The sequence below is a fragment of the Paraburkholderia sacchari genome (assembly GCF_000785435.2).
Taxonomy (GTDB): Bacteria; Pseudomonadota; Gammaproteobacteria; order Burkholderiales; family Burkholderiaceae; genus Paraburkholderia; species Paraburkholderia sacchari.
On sequence record NZ_JTDB02000005.1, the window covers coordinates 413370 to 428954 of the forward strand.

11 protein-coding genes and 3 pseudogenes are annotated in these 15585 nt (G+C 61.3%); 5 read left to right on the forward strand and 9 right to left on the reverse strand.

Annotation, left to right across the window (positions count from 1 at the left end):
* Nucleotides 1-3: 3 nt before the first annotated feature.
* Both NH14_RS20335 and NH14_RS20340 read right to left on the reverse strand, forming a co-directional pair.
* Nucleotides 4-1383: an MFS transporter gene (locus NH14_RS20335; protein ID WP_152617113.1), complete on the reverse strand. Its 1380-nt coding sequence runs from the start codon at nucleotides 1381-1383 to the stop codon at nucleotides 4-6.
* 47 nt (nucleotides 1384-1430) lie between these two features.
* Nucleotides 1431-2186: an HpcH/HpaI aldolase family protein gene (locus NH14_RS20340; protein ID WP_035524898.1), complete on the reverse strand. Its 756-nt coding sequence runs from the start codon at nucleotides 2184-2186 to the stop codon at nucleotides 1431-1433.
* A 179-nt stretch (nucleotides 2187-2365) separates the two neighbouring features.
* Here NH14_RS20340 and NH14_RS20345 point away from each other — a divergent pair, with 179 nt between their 5' ends.
* Both NH14_RS20345 and NH14_RS20350 read left to right on the forward strand, forming a co-directional pair.
* Nucleotides 2366-3013 carry a GntR family transcriptional regulator gene (locus tag NH14_RS20345; protein WP_052147944.1) on the forward strand — a complete coding sequence of 216 codons (648 nt, stop codon included), beginning with the start codon at nucleotides 2366-2368 and terminating at the stop codon, nucleotides 3011-3013.
* Between the two features lie 532 nt (nucleotides 3014-3545).
* Entirely contained in the window at nucleotides 3546-3926 is a 381-nt protein-coding gene (locus tag NH14_RS20350; protein WP_237179704.1) for an MTH938/NDUFAF3 family protein, read from the forward strand.
* A 369-nt stretch (nucleotides 3927-4295) separates the two neighbouring features.
* Here NH14_RS20350 and NH14_RS20355 read toward each other — a convergent pair whose 3' ends face one another.
* From NH14_RS20355 to NH14_RS20370, 5 genes and pseudogenes are all read right to left on the reverse strand, one after another.
* Nucleotides 4296-5111 carry a class I SAM-dependent methyltransferase gene (locus NH14_RS20355; protein WP_035524902.1) on the reverse strand — a complete coding sequence of 272 codons (816 nt, stop codon included), beginning with the start codon at nucleotides 5109-5111 and terminating at the stop codon, nucleotides 4296-4298.
* Nucleotides 5112-5819: 708 nt separating this feature from the next.
* Nucleotides 5820-6008 (reverse strand): annotated as a pseudogene (locus NH14_RS33600) (DDE-type integrase/transposase/recombinase); the annotation flags it as partial.
* 5 nt (nucleotides 6009-6013) lie between these two features.
* Nucleotides 6014-6139, reverse strand: a pseudogene (locus tag NH14_RS34130) (IS6 family transposase); the annotation flags it as partial.
* 97 nt (nucleotides 6140-6236) lie between these two features.
* Nucleotides 6237-8093, reverse strand: coding sequence for a serine hydrolase domain-containing protein (locus tag NH14_RS20365; RefSeq protein ID WP_035524904.1), 1857 nt, complete (start codon nucleotides 8091-8093; stop codon nucleotides 6237-6239).
* Complete coding sequence (locus NH14_RS20370) at nucleotides 8090-9646, reverse strand: alpha/beta fold hydrolase (RefSeq protein ID WP_084225292.1); 1557 nt, start codon at nucleotides 9644-9646, stop codon at nucleotides 8090-8092. The genes NH14_RS20365 and NH14_RS20370 overlap by 4 nt, the downstream gene beginning before the upstream one ends.
* 380 nt (nucleotides 9647-10026) lie before the next feature.
* Here NH14_RS20370 and NH14_RS20375 point away from each other — a divergent pair, with 380 nt between their 5' ends.
* From NH14_RS20375 to NH14_RS20385, 3 genes are all read left to right on the forward strand, one after another.
* Nucleotides 10027-10479, forward strand: coding sequence for a DUF7713 domain-containing protein (locus NH14_RS20375; protein ID WP_237179705.1), 453 nt, complete (start codon nucleotides 10027-10029; stop codon nucleotides 10477-10479).
* 90 nt (nucleotides 10480-10569) lie between these two features.
* Entirely contained in the window at nucleotides 10570-10953 is a 384-nt protein-coding gene (locus NH14_RS20380; protein WP_237179706.1) for a hypothetical protein, read from the forward strand.
* A 210-nt stretch (nucleotides 10954-11163) separates the two neighbouring features.
* Nucleotides 11164-12630, forward strand: coding sequence for a UvrD-helicase domain-containing protein (locus NH14_RS20385; protein ID WP_035524906.1), 1467 nt, complete (start codon nucleotides 11164-11166; stop codon nucleotides 12628-12630).
* A 421-nt stretch (nucleotides 12631-13051) separates the two neighbouring features.
* Here the strand turns inward: NH14_RS20385 and NH14_RS20390 are convergent.
* Nucleotides 13052-13423 (reverse strand): annotated as a pseudogene (locus NH14_RS20390) (PDDEXK nuclease domain-containing protein); the annotation flags it as partial.
* A gap of 194 nt (nucleotides 13424-13617) precedes the next feature.
* Nucleotides 13618-15051 (reverse strand): ISNCY family transposase, encoded by a 1434-nt coding sequence (locus NH14_RS20395; protein WP_035524908.1) that lies wholly within the window; start codon nucleotides 15049-15051, stop codon nucleotides 13618-13620.
* Nucleotides 15052-15585 lie beyond the last annotated feature (534 nt).

The window sequence follows — 15585 nt, forward strand, 5'->3', positions numbered from 1 at the left end:
CGTTCATTGTGTATCGGACTGCGACAGGTTCCCGTCCAGTGCTTGCGGTGCCTGCGAGCGCCGGGACTGGAGAAGCAGATATGTGCTGAACAGTCCGGCCGAGATTGCGAGAGCGAGGACACCGACCAGGGTCACCCCCACGCGAAGTGCCGCGCCCCCCGCAGGCAATTGATCAACCGCGAAGCCAACCAGCAAAGGGGCGATAGACAGACCACAGATATTTACGAGCAGCACATAGATGGCTGAAACCCGGCTGCGGAGTTGAGCAGGTGTCTGACTCTGGATGAGCGCCGGCGCCACGCCAACGGCGCACGTGCAAAGGGCGTGTAGTACCGCCGTAGACGCGAGCACCGCCACGGGTGTCTGGGCCATATAGAAAAGGCCGAGGACGGGAAACGCAATCAATGCCGCCACACCGGGAATTCTGAGCGTGGCCGCGTAACTGGCCTTCTTTTGAATGGCATCGGCAAGCGTGCCAGCAACGAGCATGCTCGCCGCACAGGAAATCAACACGATCAGGCCGTAGGGGCGCCCGATTTCGCCCGGCGTCCAGTGAAATTCCCGCCCAAAAATGGTCGGAATCCACGAAAGCAGGCTGTAGTTCAAGGTGAGCAGGCCGGACATGCCGACGTACAGCGTGCCGAGAAATGCCCAGTTGCTGGCAAGAAACGACTTCAGGCTCGTCCCGTCAGTGGCCATCGAACCATCGACTGGCGAAGAACCGGCTGTGCGTGATACGGTGCGTTCACCGCGAAGCGCATAGGCGAGCAGCGGCAGCAGCACGATGGCTGGCAACGCTACGCAGATGAAGGTTGCCTGCCAGGCAGCGAGCGCACCGACCACGGGAAGGCTGACGCCACCGAGTGACTTCAGGTGATCGTAGAGACCGCCGACCACATAGAATGCGGATCCCGAGCCTATTACAGCGCCCACCTGGAAGAGGCTGATCGCGGCGTTGCGCTTGCCTGCCGGAAAGCGCTCGTGAATGATGGCGTAGCCGGCCGGCGCGAGCGCGGCTTCCCCTGCTCCAACGAGCATGCGTGCGACCAGCAGTTGCGGGAAGCTTGTGGCGAGCCCGCACGCTGCGGTAGCGACGCCCCAGATCAACAGGCCGAGCAGAATGGTCCATCTGCGCGACCACCGGTCGGCAAGCCAGCCGCAAGGAATGCCGAGGACGGCGTAGAACATCCCGAACGCGAGCCCCTGCAATTGCCCGATTTGCGTATTCGAAAGCGCGAATCGCAACTTGATGGGGTCGATGACGAGCGCGAGCGCAAACCGGTCGACAATCGACACGATCATCGCGATGCAAAGAAAAACAGTGAGCGTCCAGGCGCCGGCAAGCGATCCAGACGCGACGGGTGGTGCCGAGGTGGGTTTCATGATGAATGAGCCGAAAGTGAAGCGGTCCTTGAGCGGGTTGGCGAGCCTCAAGCCGAAACGGGGGCTTCAAGAAGCTGGACGGTGGATTGCCACATCTGCTGGAGACCGTGCGCGAGCGCGACCTGCTCCATCGCGATGAACATGCGGTGCGCACCGTGCTTCACCGCAAAGGCCCTTTCTTCCGGGCTCCATGCCGGAAACAGCCACGGCTTGCCCGCCGCCTTGGCCGCAGCGACAATCGAGCGAAGGTCGTCCCAGTCGCCGTCTTGCTTCTTGTAGATGCCCCGGCCACGGCGAATGGAGAGATCGGTCGGGCCAATGAACACGCCATCGACCGTCGGCAGATCAAGGATGCCTGCGACCTCGCGCAGCGCATTTTCGTCTTCGATCATGGGATAGCAGCGCGTGCGCCTGTCCTGCTCGTCGATCCAGCTGTCAGGCGGATACATGAAGTTCGTAGTGCGGCCCCCTGCCAGACTGCGGTCGCCAAGCGGCGGCAGCTTTGAATACGCACAAACGCGTCGCGCCTCTTCCACGCCCGAGATATGCGGAATGATCACGGCGTCCGCGCCGAAATCCAGCGCCTGCTGGATGGCTTCGCGCGTGGGGCCCAGCACCTTCGCGAATACCTCGAACTGCTTCGCCTTGAGGAACGGAATGAAGCGGTCAAGCGCGTCGAGGTCGAACGTGCCGTGCTCGATGTCGAGAATGGCAACCCTGAAACCAATGCAATGGGCGATCTCGGCCGTGGCGATATTTGGACCCGAAAACCAGAGCCCGAGATGGAGAGTTGAAAGCGTCATAGTCAGATGGATGTGAGAGGGTAGTACGTGCTCGAGCGTCGATTGTGTATTTGTCACGTATACACGACGGATGCGAGAGATTGTCGAAGAAGCATAAGCGCGCCCGCAATACGGGTATACCTTCGGCCCGAAGAATTAGACGATTTGATGTATACTCGGCGTATATTTAAGGAAACGCCATGGATGACGCGCACGGGAACACTCTCTCAGCACGCGACCGTGCCTATGCGCACGTTCGGGACCAGATTCTCCGCGGCAGCTTTCGCAGCGGGGAATTCATCGAGGAAGGGCCCATCTCCGACGAGATTGGCGTTTCCCGAACCCCCGTGCGCGAAGCGCTCCACCGCCTGTATGCCGATGGCTTTGTCGAGCTTCTTCCGCGTCGTGGCGCCCGTGTGCGCGGCGTGACAGTGGATGAACTACGCCAATTCATGGACGCACGCTTTGCGCTCGAAAGTCACGCGGTCAGGGTGATTTGCCAGAATCGCCCCACGCTGCCGGCAACGCTGTCCGGTCACGTCGAATCACTGCGCGATAACCTGCTCACGAACAATACGTTCGAAGCCGCGGAGCAGGATCGCCTGTTTCATCGTGAATTGATGAAGCTCACCGGGAATGACCTGCTTGTCGAGCTGTTCGATCGCCTGCGTTTTCGCTTCATCTTGGCCACCGTTTCGTGTCCGGTAGACGTCTCGCGTGTGGATGAACTGGCCGAGGAGCATCGGGCGTTGCTGGAGGCAATTTCCAGATACGACGCCCCCGAAGCGGTCCGGTTACTTGGTGCGCATTTAACGTCGGATCGGGCTCCCAGATTCCGTCGTGACTGAACATCCCGTCTGTCTTGCCTGATCCTGTGTGGCGATCGTGGTCGATCGCTCAAGTGCCATTTTGGAAATCTGCAAGTACGGCTAACCGCCAGTCAAGTTGTGGTTCCGGCTGATCTATGGTTTGCGGGAACGCGTCGGCAGTGGCGTGACTCCGTCTTCGATTGAGGAGACGCCGAGCTCCACGGCGAGGCTTGGCACATGATGCAAAGGCGGAATGTGCAACGTTCGCCGACCAGAGTCGAACGGCCGATTGTTCAAGTGGAACCGACGCCCGAACGTCCGAGAAGGTGTGCTGGCGACTGACGCGTCATGGCCGGTTTCACCCACTGAGCTATGACATCACAAAGCCGCCACTGATGCTTGGCGAATGTTTTGAATGGCGGCTCACGGCGAGGTTGGCGAGCGCGCGAATCCATCACGGTCATTCGTGGCGTGTTGTTGAAACCGACGTCTGTGATGGTGCGTGCCATACGATGAGGCCTCGAACCTATAATGCTAGTTGGCAGGACCTCATCGAGCCCTGCGGAAACGAATGGCGGCCAGTGCAGGAGCAGTGGAGGCGACTATGCACTTTGAGGCGTTTTCCTTCGGGTCCATCCGCATAGACGGTGTGACTTACCAGCATGATGTGGTGATCGACCGCGGACAGGTTCGCAAACGCAAGAAGAAGCCATCCAAGGCGTTCCGCGAAGCGTTCGGACATACACCGCTATCGATGGCCGAGGCTATTCCCTGGAATTGCCGGCGCCTCGTGATCGGCACGGGCACCGGAGCCTTGCCGGTGATGGACGAGGTAAAGCAGGAGGCCGATCGCCGGAAGGTCGAACTGCTTGTTGTGCCAACTAAGGAAGCCATCGCCAGGCTCAAGGAACAGGAAAATGGCACCAACGCGATTCTGCACATCACGTGCTAGGCGGCCCATTTGGCGCTGCGTTAGCCCTGTTACTTGACGTCTGGCATGGTCGAGGAAAAGTTGACAGGCTTGTTGACGCCGACGCCCATTTGATCCACATGCCGAATTTCGCGTGATCCGACGCACTGCGTGTCGAATCGCTGCTCCGGGACGAGTTTGTTAAAAATGATGATTCAGTGCGATCCCGGCATACAGGTCAACCGGACGCCGGCATCTTGCTTTTGTGGAGCATTTCTCTGGGGCGCCAAAGGGACATCTGCGTCAGGTTCGCTCGCAGGCAAATGGAACGCGTCCCGGATCGGCGACCTCCTGGCTGCCAATTCCTCGATGGGCTCGCCCGCTGAGCGGGACCCGATGATCGATGGCACCCTAAACCTTGCGGGCGGAGGCCAAGACGCAGGGCATGGGAATCTGAAGTTCCCCGACATCGTTCCGATACGCCTTGGCGTCATGGGCGACGGCCCGTTCAATCAACACCAGCGCAGCCGGCGTCTGGGCACTTAGCATCGCGGCAACTCGGACGCCACCGCGCATGAGCGCGTGAAACGGCGTATCGGGCGCGCGAAGCATCAGGGTCTGCTCCACCTCCCGCATCTCCGGTTCGACGAACCCGGCGTCGAGCAACGCGCGTCTCGATTCCTGCGCGTCGCTGAAGCGAAAGAAGGGCGGTCCCGGCGGCACCGGCACATTGGTCGTCCCGTGCTTCTCGATTGCCTTGAGCACCATCCCGAGACCGACGGCCTTGGCCGGCGTCGCGCTGACCGTAAAGGCAATTCTGCCGCCAGGCTGCAGCACGCGGAACGCCTCCGCGAGCGCACGCTCAGGGTGGTGGAAATGCTCCATCCCGAAACTGATGCCTATTGCATCGAAGCTTTCGTCGGGAAAGGGCAAGTCCTCTGCGTCACCTACGCGAAACTCGAGTCCCGGAAAAACGCGTCGTGCCTTTTCCACCATCGCGACCGAGAAATCCACGCCAGCAACGTCCGCGCCGCGACGCGCGGCCGCAGCAGCGAGGTAGCCAGGCCCCGATGCGATGTCGAGAAAACGCGTGCCACGACCCACGCCAAGCGCCTCGAGCATTGCGGGGTTCGACTGGGTGGTCAAATCACCGAAGTACGTGTGATACGGTTGCGCGACCCGCTCCCAACCTTGGTGCTCGAAGGTGCTGAAGTCGACTGGTGCCATCTTTGCCTCCCACTCGTTCCGTTCCACACTTTGGCGGGGTTGGAGCACAGGCCGTCCCTGTAAGAAACGATATCCGCCTTTCGGGACCCATCCAGGCTGGCCACTGCAGGCCAACCAACTCTGTGGTGCAGCGCACCAATATTCGTTGTCCATAGCCGGCGAATATACGCTCCCAGGCTACTCTTATTTTTTGCTATTGCAGTAAAGCGTACACCTCTACGAATTTTTAGAGCTATAGTTAAAGTGGTTTCTGAAGTCCTCGATGCGGTGCGGAAAATTGCGTCGAACATCGAGGGCTACCGGTTCGCGCGGCGTTTTCGCTGTACCTGGCTGCGAAAGTACCGGTGCGCGGGAGCAGTAGATGAAAGACACAAATGCGCAGTCATTGCGGTATCAAGTGGAAAAATGGCTCGCCCCCACCACGCCGGTGCGTGTCACCGCGTTCGGTCGTACCCGCCCGGGCAAGTCCTTATAGATGGGTGTCTGGTGCGATCCGGTTCGCAACCAGTTCAGAGAAAACGGATGCGATTACGATCTGCAGACAGCATGGCTAGGCAACAGAAATAATTTCGCTGGATTGCAGTGACGATGAAAATGCTATCGTCACTGCAATCCAGCGATGGCTAACTTCGTGCCTTGACTTCGGCCTGCTAATGGGTGTCGCAGTAAGGCTCGCGGAGTAACGTCGGTCGATATGAAAAGACCTGATTATGTTTCCAGATCGTAGAATTGATCAGCGGCGGACGGATGGGTTCGGCGAGCACATTTCATCTGTCCTTTGGCGATCATGTGCATAAGCTCGATACCGGCCAGAAGGATCCGGGCACAGCGAAAGGTTTTGAATCCCAGCATGGGCCGAGTTCGTCGCTTGATCGCGCGATGGTCCTGTTCCACAAGACGACCATCTCTTCAATGTGACGCAGGCTCAGCGGGTAGGCCACGTACCAGCGCACGCACATCAGGATCACGTCGAGCGGGTAATGCAGGCGCTCGAGCACTCGGGCCACCGCCGGATTCAAAGTAGTCATCAAGCTTTCAGCCGTTCATGTCGTTCCGCAAATCATAGCGGATCGCCTTATTGCAACAGAACCCGTTGTTCCGCCCGTCGCGACGCCGCCCCCCAATTCAGACTCGGCGGAACACCATGGTTCCACTGTGCAGATATTCCCCATCCCCTTCCATGACCATGTTCAGCTCGACGAGGTCGCGCCCTGCCACAGCTGGAATCTTCACGGTCATGCCGGCCTGGTTGTCGTCGATCACGCGCAGGAGCTGTGCATTGTTCCAGAGCACGTAACCGGGCCGCTCGGCCAACTGGCTGATCTCGCCGGTTCGCGGTGCGAGCTTGCCTTCAAACGATTCCGGGGCGTCGTTGATGTCCAGCCAATTGCTGCCCAGCCGGTTCTGCCAGGCGGCCGGCAACGGTGCCGGCGCGTCCGGCAGCCATTCGCCCGCAGGCGTATCCGTCCAGTACAAGGCGTTGGAGGAAAGAACGCGCTGGATCAGGTAGAAATAGCCCGACATCTCCTTGAATGCATAGCAGGTGTTGGCCGTTCCGTCGGCCCACCACCGACCGTCTGTGCGCAGGCGCAGCCCAACCGCCAGGACGGTCCAGCCCGTGGCATGCCAGGTGTTCAGCGTCAGCGAGCCGTCGCCAGCCTGTAGCACCTCGACCGGCAGGTTGTAGTTGGCATAGATGCCAGTCAGAGCCGAGACATCCGTTGCGGACGCTGCCACGGGCGGTACGACGGGAACGATGGCCGAGGGCAGGGCGGTGATCACGCCGCGCTCCTGGGCAGTGCGAAGCAACGCGCCCTCCGCCAGGGCCAGCCCGCCATATTCGCTGCTGGCGCCGGTGATCATCAGGGCGAGACGTGCCCCGGGAACGACGATGAAATCGCTATGGAAAAAGTCGGTACCACCATTCTTGTGCCAGGCCTGTAATCCGCCAGCTTCCATGCCCGGCTGGACCACGTTATCCCAGCCCAGTCCATAGCGCAGCGGTGAATTCCCGAGGTCGATGCGCGTATAGGCGCTCTGCTCGACGGCCATGTCCTGCAATGCGCCCGCGGACACGATGCGCTGACCTTCGAACATGCCGCCGTCCAGAAGCAGGCGCGCTATTTTCATCATGTCGGTTGGCGTGCTGACGATCCCCCCCGTGGCGAGGGCCGCCACAAACTCTTGCGGCTGGGTCTTGCCCTGGTAGCGCGGATGCACGAACGTGCCTTCGGTGGCTGGCGCCAGCGCAAAGCCGGTCAGCGGCATGCCCAAGGGATCGAGCAGTTCGTGCTGGATGAAATCGGTATAGCTTTGGCCGGTGAGTGCGGGCACCACCAGCTCCAGCAGCGTGAAGCCATCGTTGCAGTAGACCGAGAGTTCGCCGGGATCGTGTTTCAAGCGCGATAACGACAGCGACTTCAACGTGTCCTGCGCATAGCCGGGGATAGGCGCGAAGTTGAAGACGTTGCGATAGTTGGTGCCGGGAAAGCCCGAGCTATGGTTGACCAGATGGCGGACCGTGACCTGGGTGTACTCCGGCGAAAGCATGCTGAAGGACGGCAGCAACTGGACCACCGGTTGGTCGAGAGACAGCGCTCCCCGGTCACGCAGAATCATCACGGCGAGCGTTGCAAAGAGCTTGGCGACCGAGCCAACGTTGAAGCGTGTGTCGACGGTGACGGGCAGTTGAGCGTCGGGATTGGCGTAACCGAAAGCTTCGCGCCAGATGATGTCTTGACCCGCGAATATCGCCACGGACACGGCGGTCATGTCGACATCGCTTCCGTCCAGCGCCTGAAGAATGCCCTGACGCAGCCACTGCACGGATTCGGGATCGGAGGGCGTGCTGGAGCCGCCGCTGGAGCCGCCGCAGGCCTGCAGCAGCGGGGCGGCCAGTCCGGCCAGGCCCAGCCCGAGGAAGGCTCGACGCCGACGACTGGAGAGCAGTGGAGGCTTGGCGGGGGGGCGGGCAGAAGTCATGGTGGCGGGGGGGCAGTGAAGGTGAGCGCGATCTGTGCAGCGCAGGATGGATCAACAGGCTGGGCAGGGTGATCCAGAAAGTCGGCCATGATGGACAGCGCGCAGGTGGACTTTCCGAGTACCGAGTGCCCGGTGAATGGAAATGTCACGGTCTGGGCGTTCCTGAGGTAGGGGGTGACAAGGTCCACCCACACGGGCGCGGTGGCGGCATCGAATGCGCCTTCGAGGATCAGCACCGGCACATCGCTCACGACCGGGGTGCTGACCGACGGAGGGGCCACGCCGACGTTCCAGATCGGGCAGTCGGTGAAAAGTCTGCCCTGCTTGGGCTGAATCCGGAGCACGCGATCGGGAAAATCGGGAAGTTCGGCTTTGGCCGTCGCCAGTGCGGCGGCCTCGGTGGTGCGGTTGGTGTTCTCCGCGCAGAACACGCCCATCGCCAAACCTACGCCGGCGAGACCAATGAAATCCGCCGGCCCCCGTGCCGCGAGGTAGGCGGAGGCGACGCCTTGTGCATCGCCTTTCGCCATGTCGGCAATCAGCTTTGGAATGGCGGAAGCATCGCCATGTTCGCTTTGCATGAGCAGGGTGTAGACGAAGGCAAAGCCGTCGATGTTCACCGTTACCGGTGGGCCGGACGCTGGCGTGACCTGCCAGATCACGGGAGTTTGTTCGAGATGGTTCACCGTGGCCGTGAACGTTTCCTCCAGGTTCGGGTAATGCTCCGCGCAGGAGGGCTGGGCGGAGCATGCGGCGAAGATCGCCCTGAATGAACTGGCTGGCGCTTGCCACCACGTTTCGGCGATGTTGTTCGAGGGTGGAGATACCGAATCGAGCACCACGCTGCGGACGCCCTGCGGGTGATTGCGCAGCAGGGTCAACGCCAGGTTCGAGCCGTACGACACGCCGTAGACGTTCCAGCGTTCGATGCCCAGCGCTACCCGCAAATCAGCGATGTCGGCCGCATTCTGAGTGCTGTTGTAGGCGGTAAGGTCAGCGCCGGTGGCCGCCAACTGGTCGTGGCATGTCTTGATCGCTGCGGCATCGTCGGCGGTGGTCGAATTGGCCGTGAACGGAAGGCTGACCGCGTCGTACAGGAAACGCTCCCAATCTGGACAGCCAAGACGCGGCGTCGCGCGGTGTGTGCCACGTTGGTCAACGAAGATGACCTCGCGGTCGGTATTGATGCCGTGCCGGATCATCGATGCAATTTCGAACGATCCGGCGCCCCCAGGGCCACCCGATAGATACACGATCGGGTCGGATCTGGGCGTCGCCGAAACAGCGGGAGCGCGCATGACAAAAATCTGAATCCAGTGCCCGTCGGGCTTGGCGTGATCCTCGGGCATGTCGACGGTGCCGCACTGAACCCCCGCCGGAAAGTCGAGGTCAGGGAAGCCCGCGATGTTCGGTTGGGGGCATTCAACTGCATGGAAGCGCGCCCTGTCGGGCTGACTGGCCGCGTTGTCGGCGGAACACGAGGCCGCCATGGCAAGCCAGGCGAGCAACAGTCCGCAGCAAGCGTTACGGTATGAGCGGTGATGGTGGTCCATGGCGTGGAGTGAGGCACCGCTCCCTGACTTTGCGCGCGGATGTCATATCCGCTAACCGAGCGTATATTATGCCGCTTGCTTTCTCTGTGCGGCGTGCCAGTTTTTCCCAATTGCATCGGACTAATGTAATTAAACGTCGAGTGCAGCCGCCCATGATTAGGCGATTAATCAATCGATCACCTCGCCCATCACTAAAGCTATAATTTTCAAGGTATCCTATGTTTATCATAATTAGCATGATCGTATTTTAATACGTATTCCTGCATATTTGGGCTTCTAAGCTCTGGACCCTGTACCGCGTCTACGCGGAAGACAGCGCGAACATTTTGTGACCATGTTGGCCTGGCGCAGCAAGTTGTGTAACTCATGCTACTCCAGCGATGCATACGGAAGTGGTGGGGTTCCCCCCATGGACGTTCCGCTTTCGTGCGCGGATGTCGTGCGGAAACGAGCTCATCGAACGCATCGATCATGGATGGCGTGTCGCCTTTGCGGTCACGCTGCGGAACTTTGAGCTTCGTGGAGAACTTCGCGCCGGCTATCGGTTCCAGCTGATCGGCGAAGCCGACGACGATGTGTTCGTGCTGCTTGGGCGACTCGTTGAGAAGATGCGTCGCGCGCTGTCGGTCAGGCACATCGATTTCCGTGAGCGCCGGATCATTGACAGCACGGGGCGCGGGCACATCGAATGGGATGAGTCGCACGCGGGGCGCTTGCCACTCGTGGTGGTCGATGGCACGGAGGTCTCATGGAACGAGCTTGGGCAAATGCTTATGAGCATGGAGGGATGGCAGTTCCGGCTCGATATCGCTGACCCGAGCGAAGAGCTTTGAGTCGCTTCGACGACACGGCGAAACGGGCGGCAAAGCCCAGCCTCGGGCCGGCATGCCAACCTGACATGTACAACGTGGGTGACTAGAGCCATGGTCGCAGTCAAGCCCGATGATCTTTCTTTGGCCTTCGACTTCGTCAGCTACGCGGCGCCCACGGAGCATGACGCGTATGTCTCGCTCGATACGGGCAAGATTTATTCGACTTCTGATTCCAGCGACGCGTTCGACGAGGAGATGCCTGAGGACCTCGCAACTTCTGACCGCTACCTTGCGATACCACACAGGAACGAGCTCGATCTCGGGAGGCGTCTCGCCTTGCGCTTTGTCGCACAGGCGTTGCCTGCGTGTTACGACCAGGTCGCAGGATTTTCCTGCGGCAAGGGGCTTATGCTCGTTTCAAGGATTTGCTCGAGCGGGAAGGCGTTCTCGATCGCTGGTATTCGTTTGAAGCCGATGCTGCCGAAAGCGCGCTGAGACAATGGTGTGCCGAAAACGGGCTCGAGCTTGTTCAGACGTGACGGGCGCTGTTCGCTTACGCAACGCCGGATGTGCTCTCCCCGGTGGTCAAGCGCGAGAGTATTTTGATGAAGCGTGCGGATCCGGGCCGGTCGATCGGCTGTGGACCATGCGAAAATCAGCGATCCCACATCGCCCGGAGCGAACGCACATGAGGTCGGATAGCGCGTGAAGAGGAGCTTTATTCCAACGCAGGAGCAACAGGCCGTGATCGAGGCGGCGTGTGGCGCGGGCGACCTGAAGGTCAAGGCCTTCGCAGGCGCGGGCAAGACCTCCACGCTCCAACTCGTGGCCGAGCATTTCGGCAAGCGACGCGGCACGTACCTCGCGTTCAACCGGGACATCGCGGCGAGCGCAGCGCTGCGCTTTCCACCACACGTGAGCGCACGGACGATGCATTCGCTGGCGTGGGCGTCCGTCAGCCCTTCGCTGCGAAATCGGATGAGCCTTCAGGGCGAGCCACCGCACGAACTTGCGACACGCTACGGGCTTGGCCCGCTGGAAGTGCGAACGGTAACGGGCAAGCCCGTCGAGATCGCCCCGTTCGAGATCGGGCGCATGATCGCCGACGGGCGGGACAGGTTCTGCCGGTCCGCGGATATCCGGCCGGCAGCGCAGCATATCGTCGTTGACGAAAAGATCGACGAAGCCGTCGCCGCGCAACTTCGCCTCTACCTGCTGCCTTACGTTGGGCGGCTGTGGGAGGAGGGCGCTGCGGCGCGCGCGGCGAGCGCCATTTCGCCTGACGTGCTCCTGAAGCTCTGGGCGTTCTCGGAGCCACGCATTGAAGCCGACTACCTCCTGTTCGACGAGGCGCAGGATAGCGACGGCGTCATGCTTTCGGTCCTTGGCCGGCAGCGCCACGCGCAGATCATCTACGTCGGTGACCCTTATCAACAGATCTACGAGTGGCGGGGCGCGATCAATGCGATGGCGCAGATCGACGCGCCCGAATGCGCGCTCACGGAGTCGTTCCGCTTTGGCGCCACATTCGCGGCGCTCGCCAGCCGCCTGCTTGCACTGCTCGGCGAGCATACGCCCATCCGGGGGCAGGAAGCCATCGGCTCGATCATGGTGGAGGACCCCGCGCTGACGCCGCCGGTCGACGCGATCCTGTGCCGGAAGAACGTTACCGCGATCTGGCAGTTCGCCGCGGGACTCGAGGCGGGGCATCGACCGGCGATCCGGATGAGTGCGGCAGAGATACTCGCTTACGCTGACGGCGCGGACCGGCTGCTGGCCGGCCAGCGCGCGTTCAGCCCGGCGGCGTTCTCGCTGTTCGAGACGTGGAGCGACGCACAGGCGTTTGCGCGCAGTCCATTCGGTCAGGACCTGCTGCCTGTCGTGCGCATCGTCGACGAACTGGGTACGGGCTATCTGCGGGCCCTGGCGCAGCGCTCGGCGCCGGAAGGCACTGCCGACTATGTGATCTCGACCGTCCACCGTGCCAAGGGCCTCGAATGGAAGCGGGTCAAGGTGGCCAACGATTTCCGCCTGCGCAGTGCCGACGGCAGCCCGATGCCGGACGACGATGAAATCCGCCTCCTTTATGTAGCCGTGACTCGCGCACAACATGTGCTCGACATCTCGGCGTTGCGCGACGAGCTGCTGCGGCTTTTCAGCCTTCGGCGTTAGAACGCGCCAGCCTGTCACGGTGGAAATTGTCGCGCGTGCCCGGCATCGGGGTGAGCGGGCTGGTACGGTCAACTCGCCCCGTTTGTCGTTCGCCCGCTGCGCCACGCGGCCGGCATTGCACCAAAGAAAACGCCCACGTTGTTCACGCAGGCGTTTCCGTGGCCCCGCTACCGCGCCCCCACTGAACGGAGTTTCCCGTCAGTTACCGCTTCAGGGCCGGCTTCCGCGCGGCTCGTATTTAGTATAGGACGCGGAGCGGAAGATCCAAGCTTGTTAAAAAGGCTGAGTCGGAATACGTGGCGATCACCGGCGCGCAGCTTGTCATCGACGTCTCGGCGTTGCGCGACGAGCTGCTGCGGCTTTTCAGTCTCCGGCGCTAGCAACTGTTGATGAAAGTGGCGCGGGCGTCGCCCGGCGATGTTTACACGGTGCTGTCCGGCAGGTCAGGCCGCAATTCGGCCTCGATCTGATCGATGGCCGGCAGTCCAGTCTTCAGCGAGGGCGGCACCTTGCGCATCAGTTGATACTCAGCGACACCCATTGGCTTGGCCACGCCACGCAGCACATATTCCACCACGAGCCGGTTCTTTTCCTTGCACAGCAGCAGGCCGATGGTTGGCTGGTCCTCAGGCGCCTTGACCTGCGCATCGATTGCGGATCGGTAGAAGCTCAGCTGGCCCGCATATTCGGGCTTAAACGGCGTCGTTTTCAGTTCGACGACGACATAACAACGCAGCTTGAGATGGTAGAAAAGCAAGTCGACGAAAAACTCGTCGCCGCCGACCTTCAGCCGTTGGCGGCACGTAGCCGGCAAGGCCGATGGCCGGCCAGTCGAAGCCGAATTATAGCATCGCACCCCATCAAATGTCCCGGCCAGATACAGATGTCGTACTGCCAGCCATTTACAGATGTCGCATCTCTTTCATGGTTCTGTTCGCCTGCATTGCTGAAGGCCAGCGGTTGAAGCAGCAGGGCGCTTGCGTTCATTCAGCGGGTCCTGGCAGACCGCAGGCCAGGTTTGGCTGACTGAACTGCTGCAGTCTTGCGCTGCGCGAGTTTCACAATGACGGCCTCCATGTCTGCCTGCGTGACCTCGCGCGTCTTCTTTGTGCCCGGCACGCGCTCAGCCTGGCGCACCTCGATGCCGCGGTTGGTGCGTGAAGGCGAGCCCGACGCCCGCCGGTCATCGCGTTGCGCCTGCAGCGCCTGCGCCACCTCCAGTGCGTGCGCCAGGCGCTTGTGCTCGATCACCGCGCCCTGGTCCACCTCGGTGAGCCGGTCATACTCGCGATACGGCAGCACACGACCTTCAGCGCGGATCTCGATGCGCCCGTCCGGATACTCCCAGACCTCGATATAGCGATGCACCAGCTTCCGGTTCTGCGGCGTATCGTCGAGCAGGTACATCACGCGGTCGTACTGCACCGTGAGCGACTTCGTCACACGCCGCGTTTCGCGCCAGGTGAGCAGGGCGTCCAGATCCTCATCCTCACGCAACGGCCGGTGCGCATCGAACGTACTGCGCGGCGGCTTCGCAAAGCGCGCGTTGTAGGCGCGCATGAACACAGGCGCATATGCATTGGCGTCGGCGACCGTGCTGATGCCGCGCAGACGCAGTTCCTTCACCAGCCGGTCCTGCAGCGTCAGGTGCGCCCGCTCCACACGGCCCTTGGCCGAACTGCTGTTCGCGCAGAACGTGTCGATGTTCAGTTCGTACATCGCGCGTCCGAAGTGCGTCACGCTGCGTCCGGTCTTGCCGGCAGTCGGGCTGCGAAACACGCTGGCGCGGTCGCTGTACAGCGCCACCGGTTTGCCATGACGCTCCAGGTACGCGCGCGTGGCCTCGAAATAGCTGAAGGTCGACTCCGTGGCCGTGAAATGCAGGTGCATGATGCGGCTCGTGGCGTCGTCCACGTACACCAGCAGCGTGCAGGCGGGTGCGCGCTCCTCGAACCAGCGGTGGTCGCTGCCGTCGATCTGGATCAGCTCGCCCAGGCACGCCCGGCGCGAGCGTGGCTGGTAGACCTTCGGCGGGCGCTGCACGCGTGGAATCCATAGCCCGGCGTCCGTCATGAGCTTCCTGAGCGTTTCCTTCGACAACGCCATGCCATGGCATTCGGCCAGCTTCTCGGCGGCCAGCGTCGGGCCGAAATCGGCGTAGCGCTCGCGAATAATGCTCAGAGCGCGCTGTGCGAGCCCATCGGGCAACTGGTGGTTGCTGGCATTGCCGCGCCGCCGGGAAACCAGCCCGGCGGCACCAGATTCGCGATATCGCAGCACCAATCGCTCGACCTGGCGACGACTGATGCCCAGACGTTCAGCGGCGCGCCAAGGCATCAGCCGTGCCTCGGCGACGGCCTCGATTACCTTCAGGCGATCCAGCTCGCGCATGCTCATCGTGATCATCCCGGTACAGGCCATTGGCGGCTCCACGCATCCGTGAAAACCGCGCCAGCTTGCACCTCAAATCGGGCCCGGGTACGACATCTGTACTTTGTCCGCCTAAGAGACCGCCCATTCAGACCAGTCGGCTAAGAACGCGATTGTCCCGCTCTGGCTGACCGCGTTGACCTGTCTGCATGCCGACGACGCACGCGGACGCGATAGACCAGGGACGAATTCACGGCCCAAGTCCCTTATTCCGCCAGAGCATAGAGATCCGTCGCTTCATAACCCTCAGGCTTATGATCGCAATTTGACCGGGATCTTGGTCAGATCCCATGAGTACACGTACAGCAATTCATTTAACATAATGCAAATTATCGAAGTTTTTTGTGTTATGGCTTTTTTGAAATGTCCGATTCTGGCTCATTAGAAATGTCCGATTCCTGCCCTGGTTGAGGTGCACGCTCACACGAGGCGTCGACCAGGGGCGAACCATGAACGGACGTGAGCTGATCACGGCAAGCATGCGCGAACTCGAGCGGGTCAAGGTCATCGAGGCGGTCGTTGAAG

Excerpts from the sequence above, each read along its gene's own strand:
- NH14_RS20335 (WP_152617113.1), bottom strand. The coding sequence starts at position 1,383 with ATGAAACCCACCTCGGCACCACCCGTCGCGTCTGGATCGCTTGCCGGC.
- NH14_RS20340 (WP_035524898.1), bottom strand. The coding sequence starts at position 2,186 with ATGACGCTTTCAACTCTCCATCTCGGGCTCTGGTTTTCGGGTCCAAAT.
- NH14_RS20345 (WP_052147944.1), top strand. The coding sequence starts at position 2,366 with ATGGATGACGCGCACGGGAACACTCTCTCAGCACGCGACCGTGCCTAT.
- NH14_RS20350 (WP_237179704.1), top strand. The coding sequence starts at position 3,546 with ATGGCGGCCAGTGCAGGAGCAGTGGAGGCGACTATGCACTTTGAGGCG.
- NH14_RS20355 (WP_035524902.1), bottom strand. The coding sequence starts at position 5,111 with ATGGCACCAGTCGACTTCAGCACCTTCGAGCACCAAGGTTGGGAGCGG.
- NH14_RS20365 (WP_035524904.1), bottom strand. The coding sequence starts at position 8,093 with ATGACTTCTGCCCGCCCCCCCGCCAAGCCTCCACTGCTCTCCAGTCGT.
- NH14_RS20370 (WP_084225292.1), bottom strand. The coding sequence starts at position 9,646 with ATGGACCACCATCACCGCTCATACCGTAACGCTTGCTGCGGACTGTTG.
- NH14_RS20375 (WP_237179705.1), top strand. The coding sequence starts at position 10,027 with ATGCATACGGAAGTGGTGGGGTTCCCCCCATGGACGTTCCGCTTTCGT.
- NH14_RS20380 (WP_237179706.1), top strand. The coding sequence starts at position 10,570 with ATGGTCGCAGTCAAGCCCGATGATCTTTCTTTGGCCTTCGACTTCGTC.
- NH14_RS20395 (WP_035524908.1), bottom strand. The coding sequence starts at position 15,051 with ATGGCCTGTACCGGGATGATCACGATGAGCATGCGCGAGCTGGATCGC.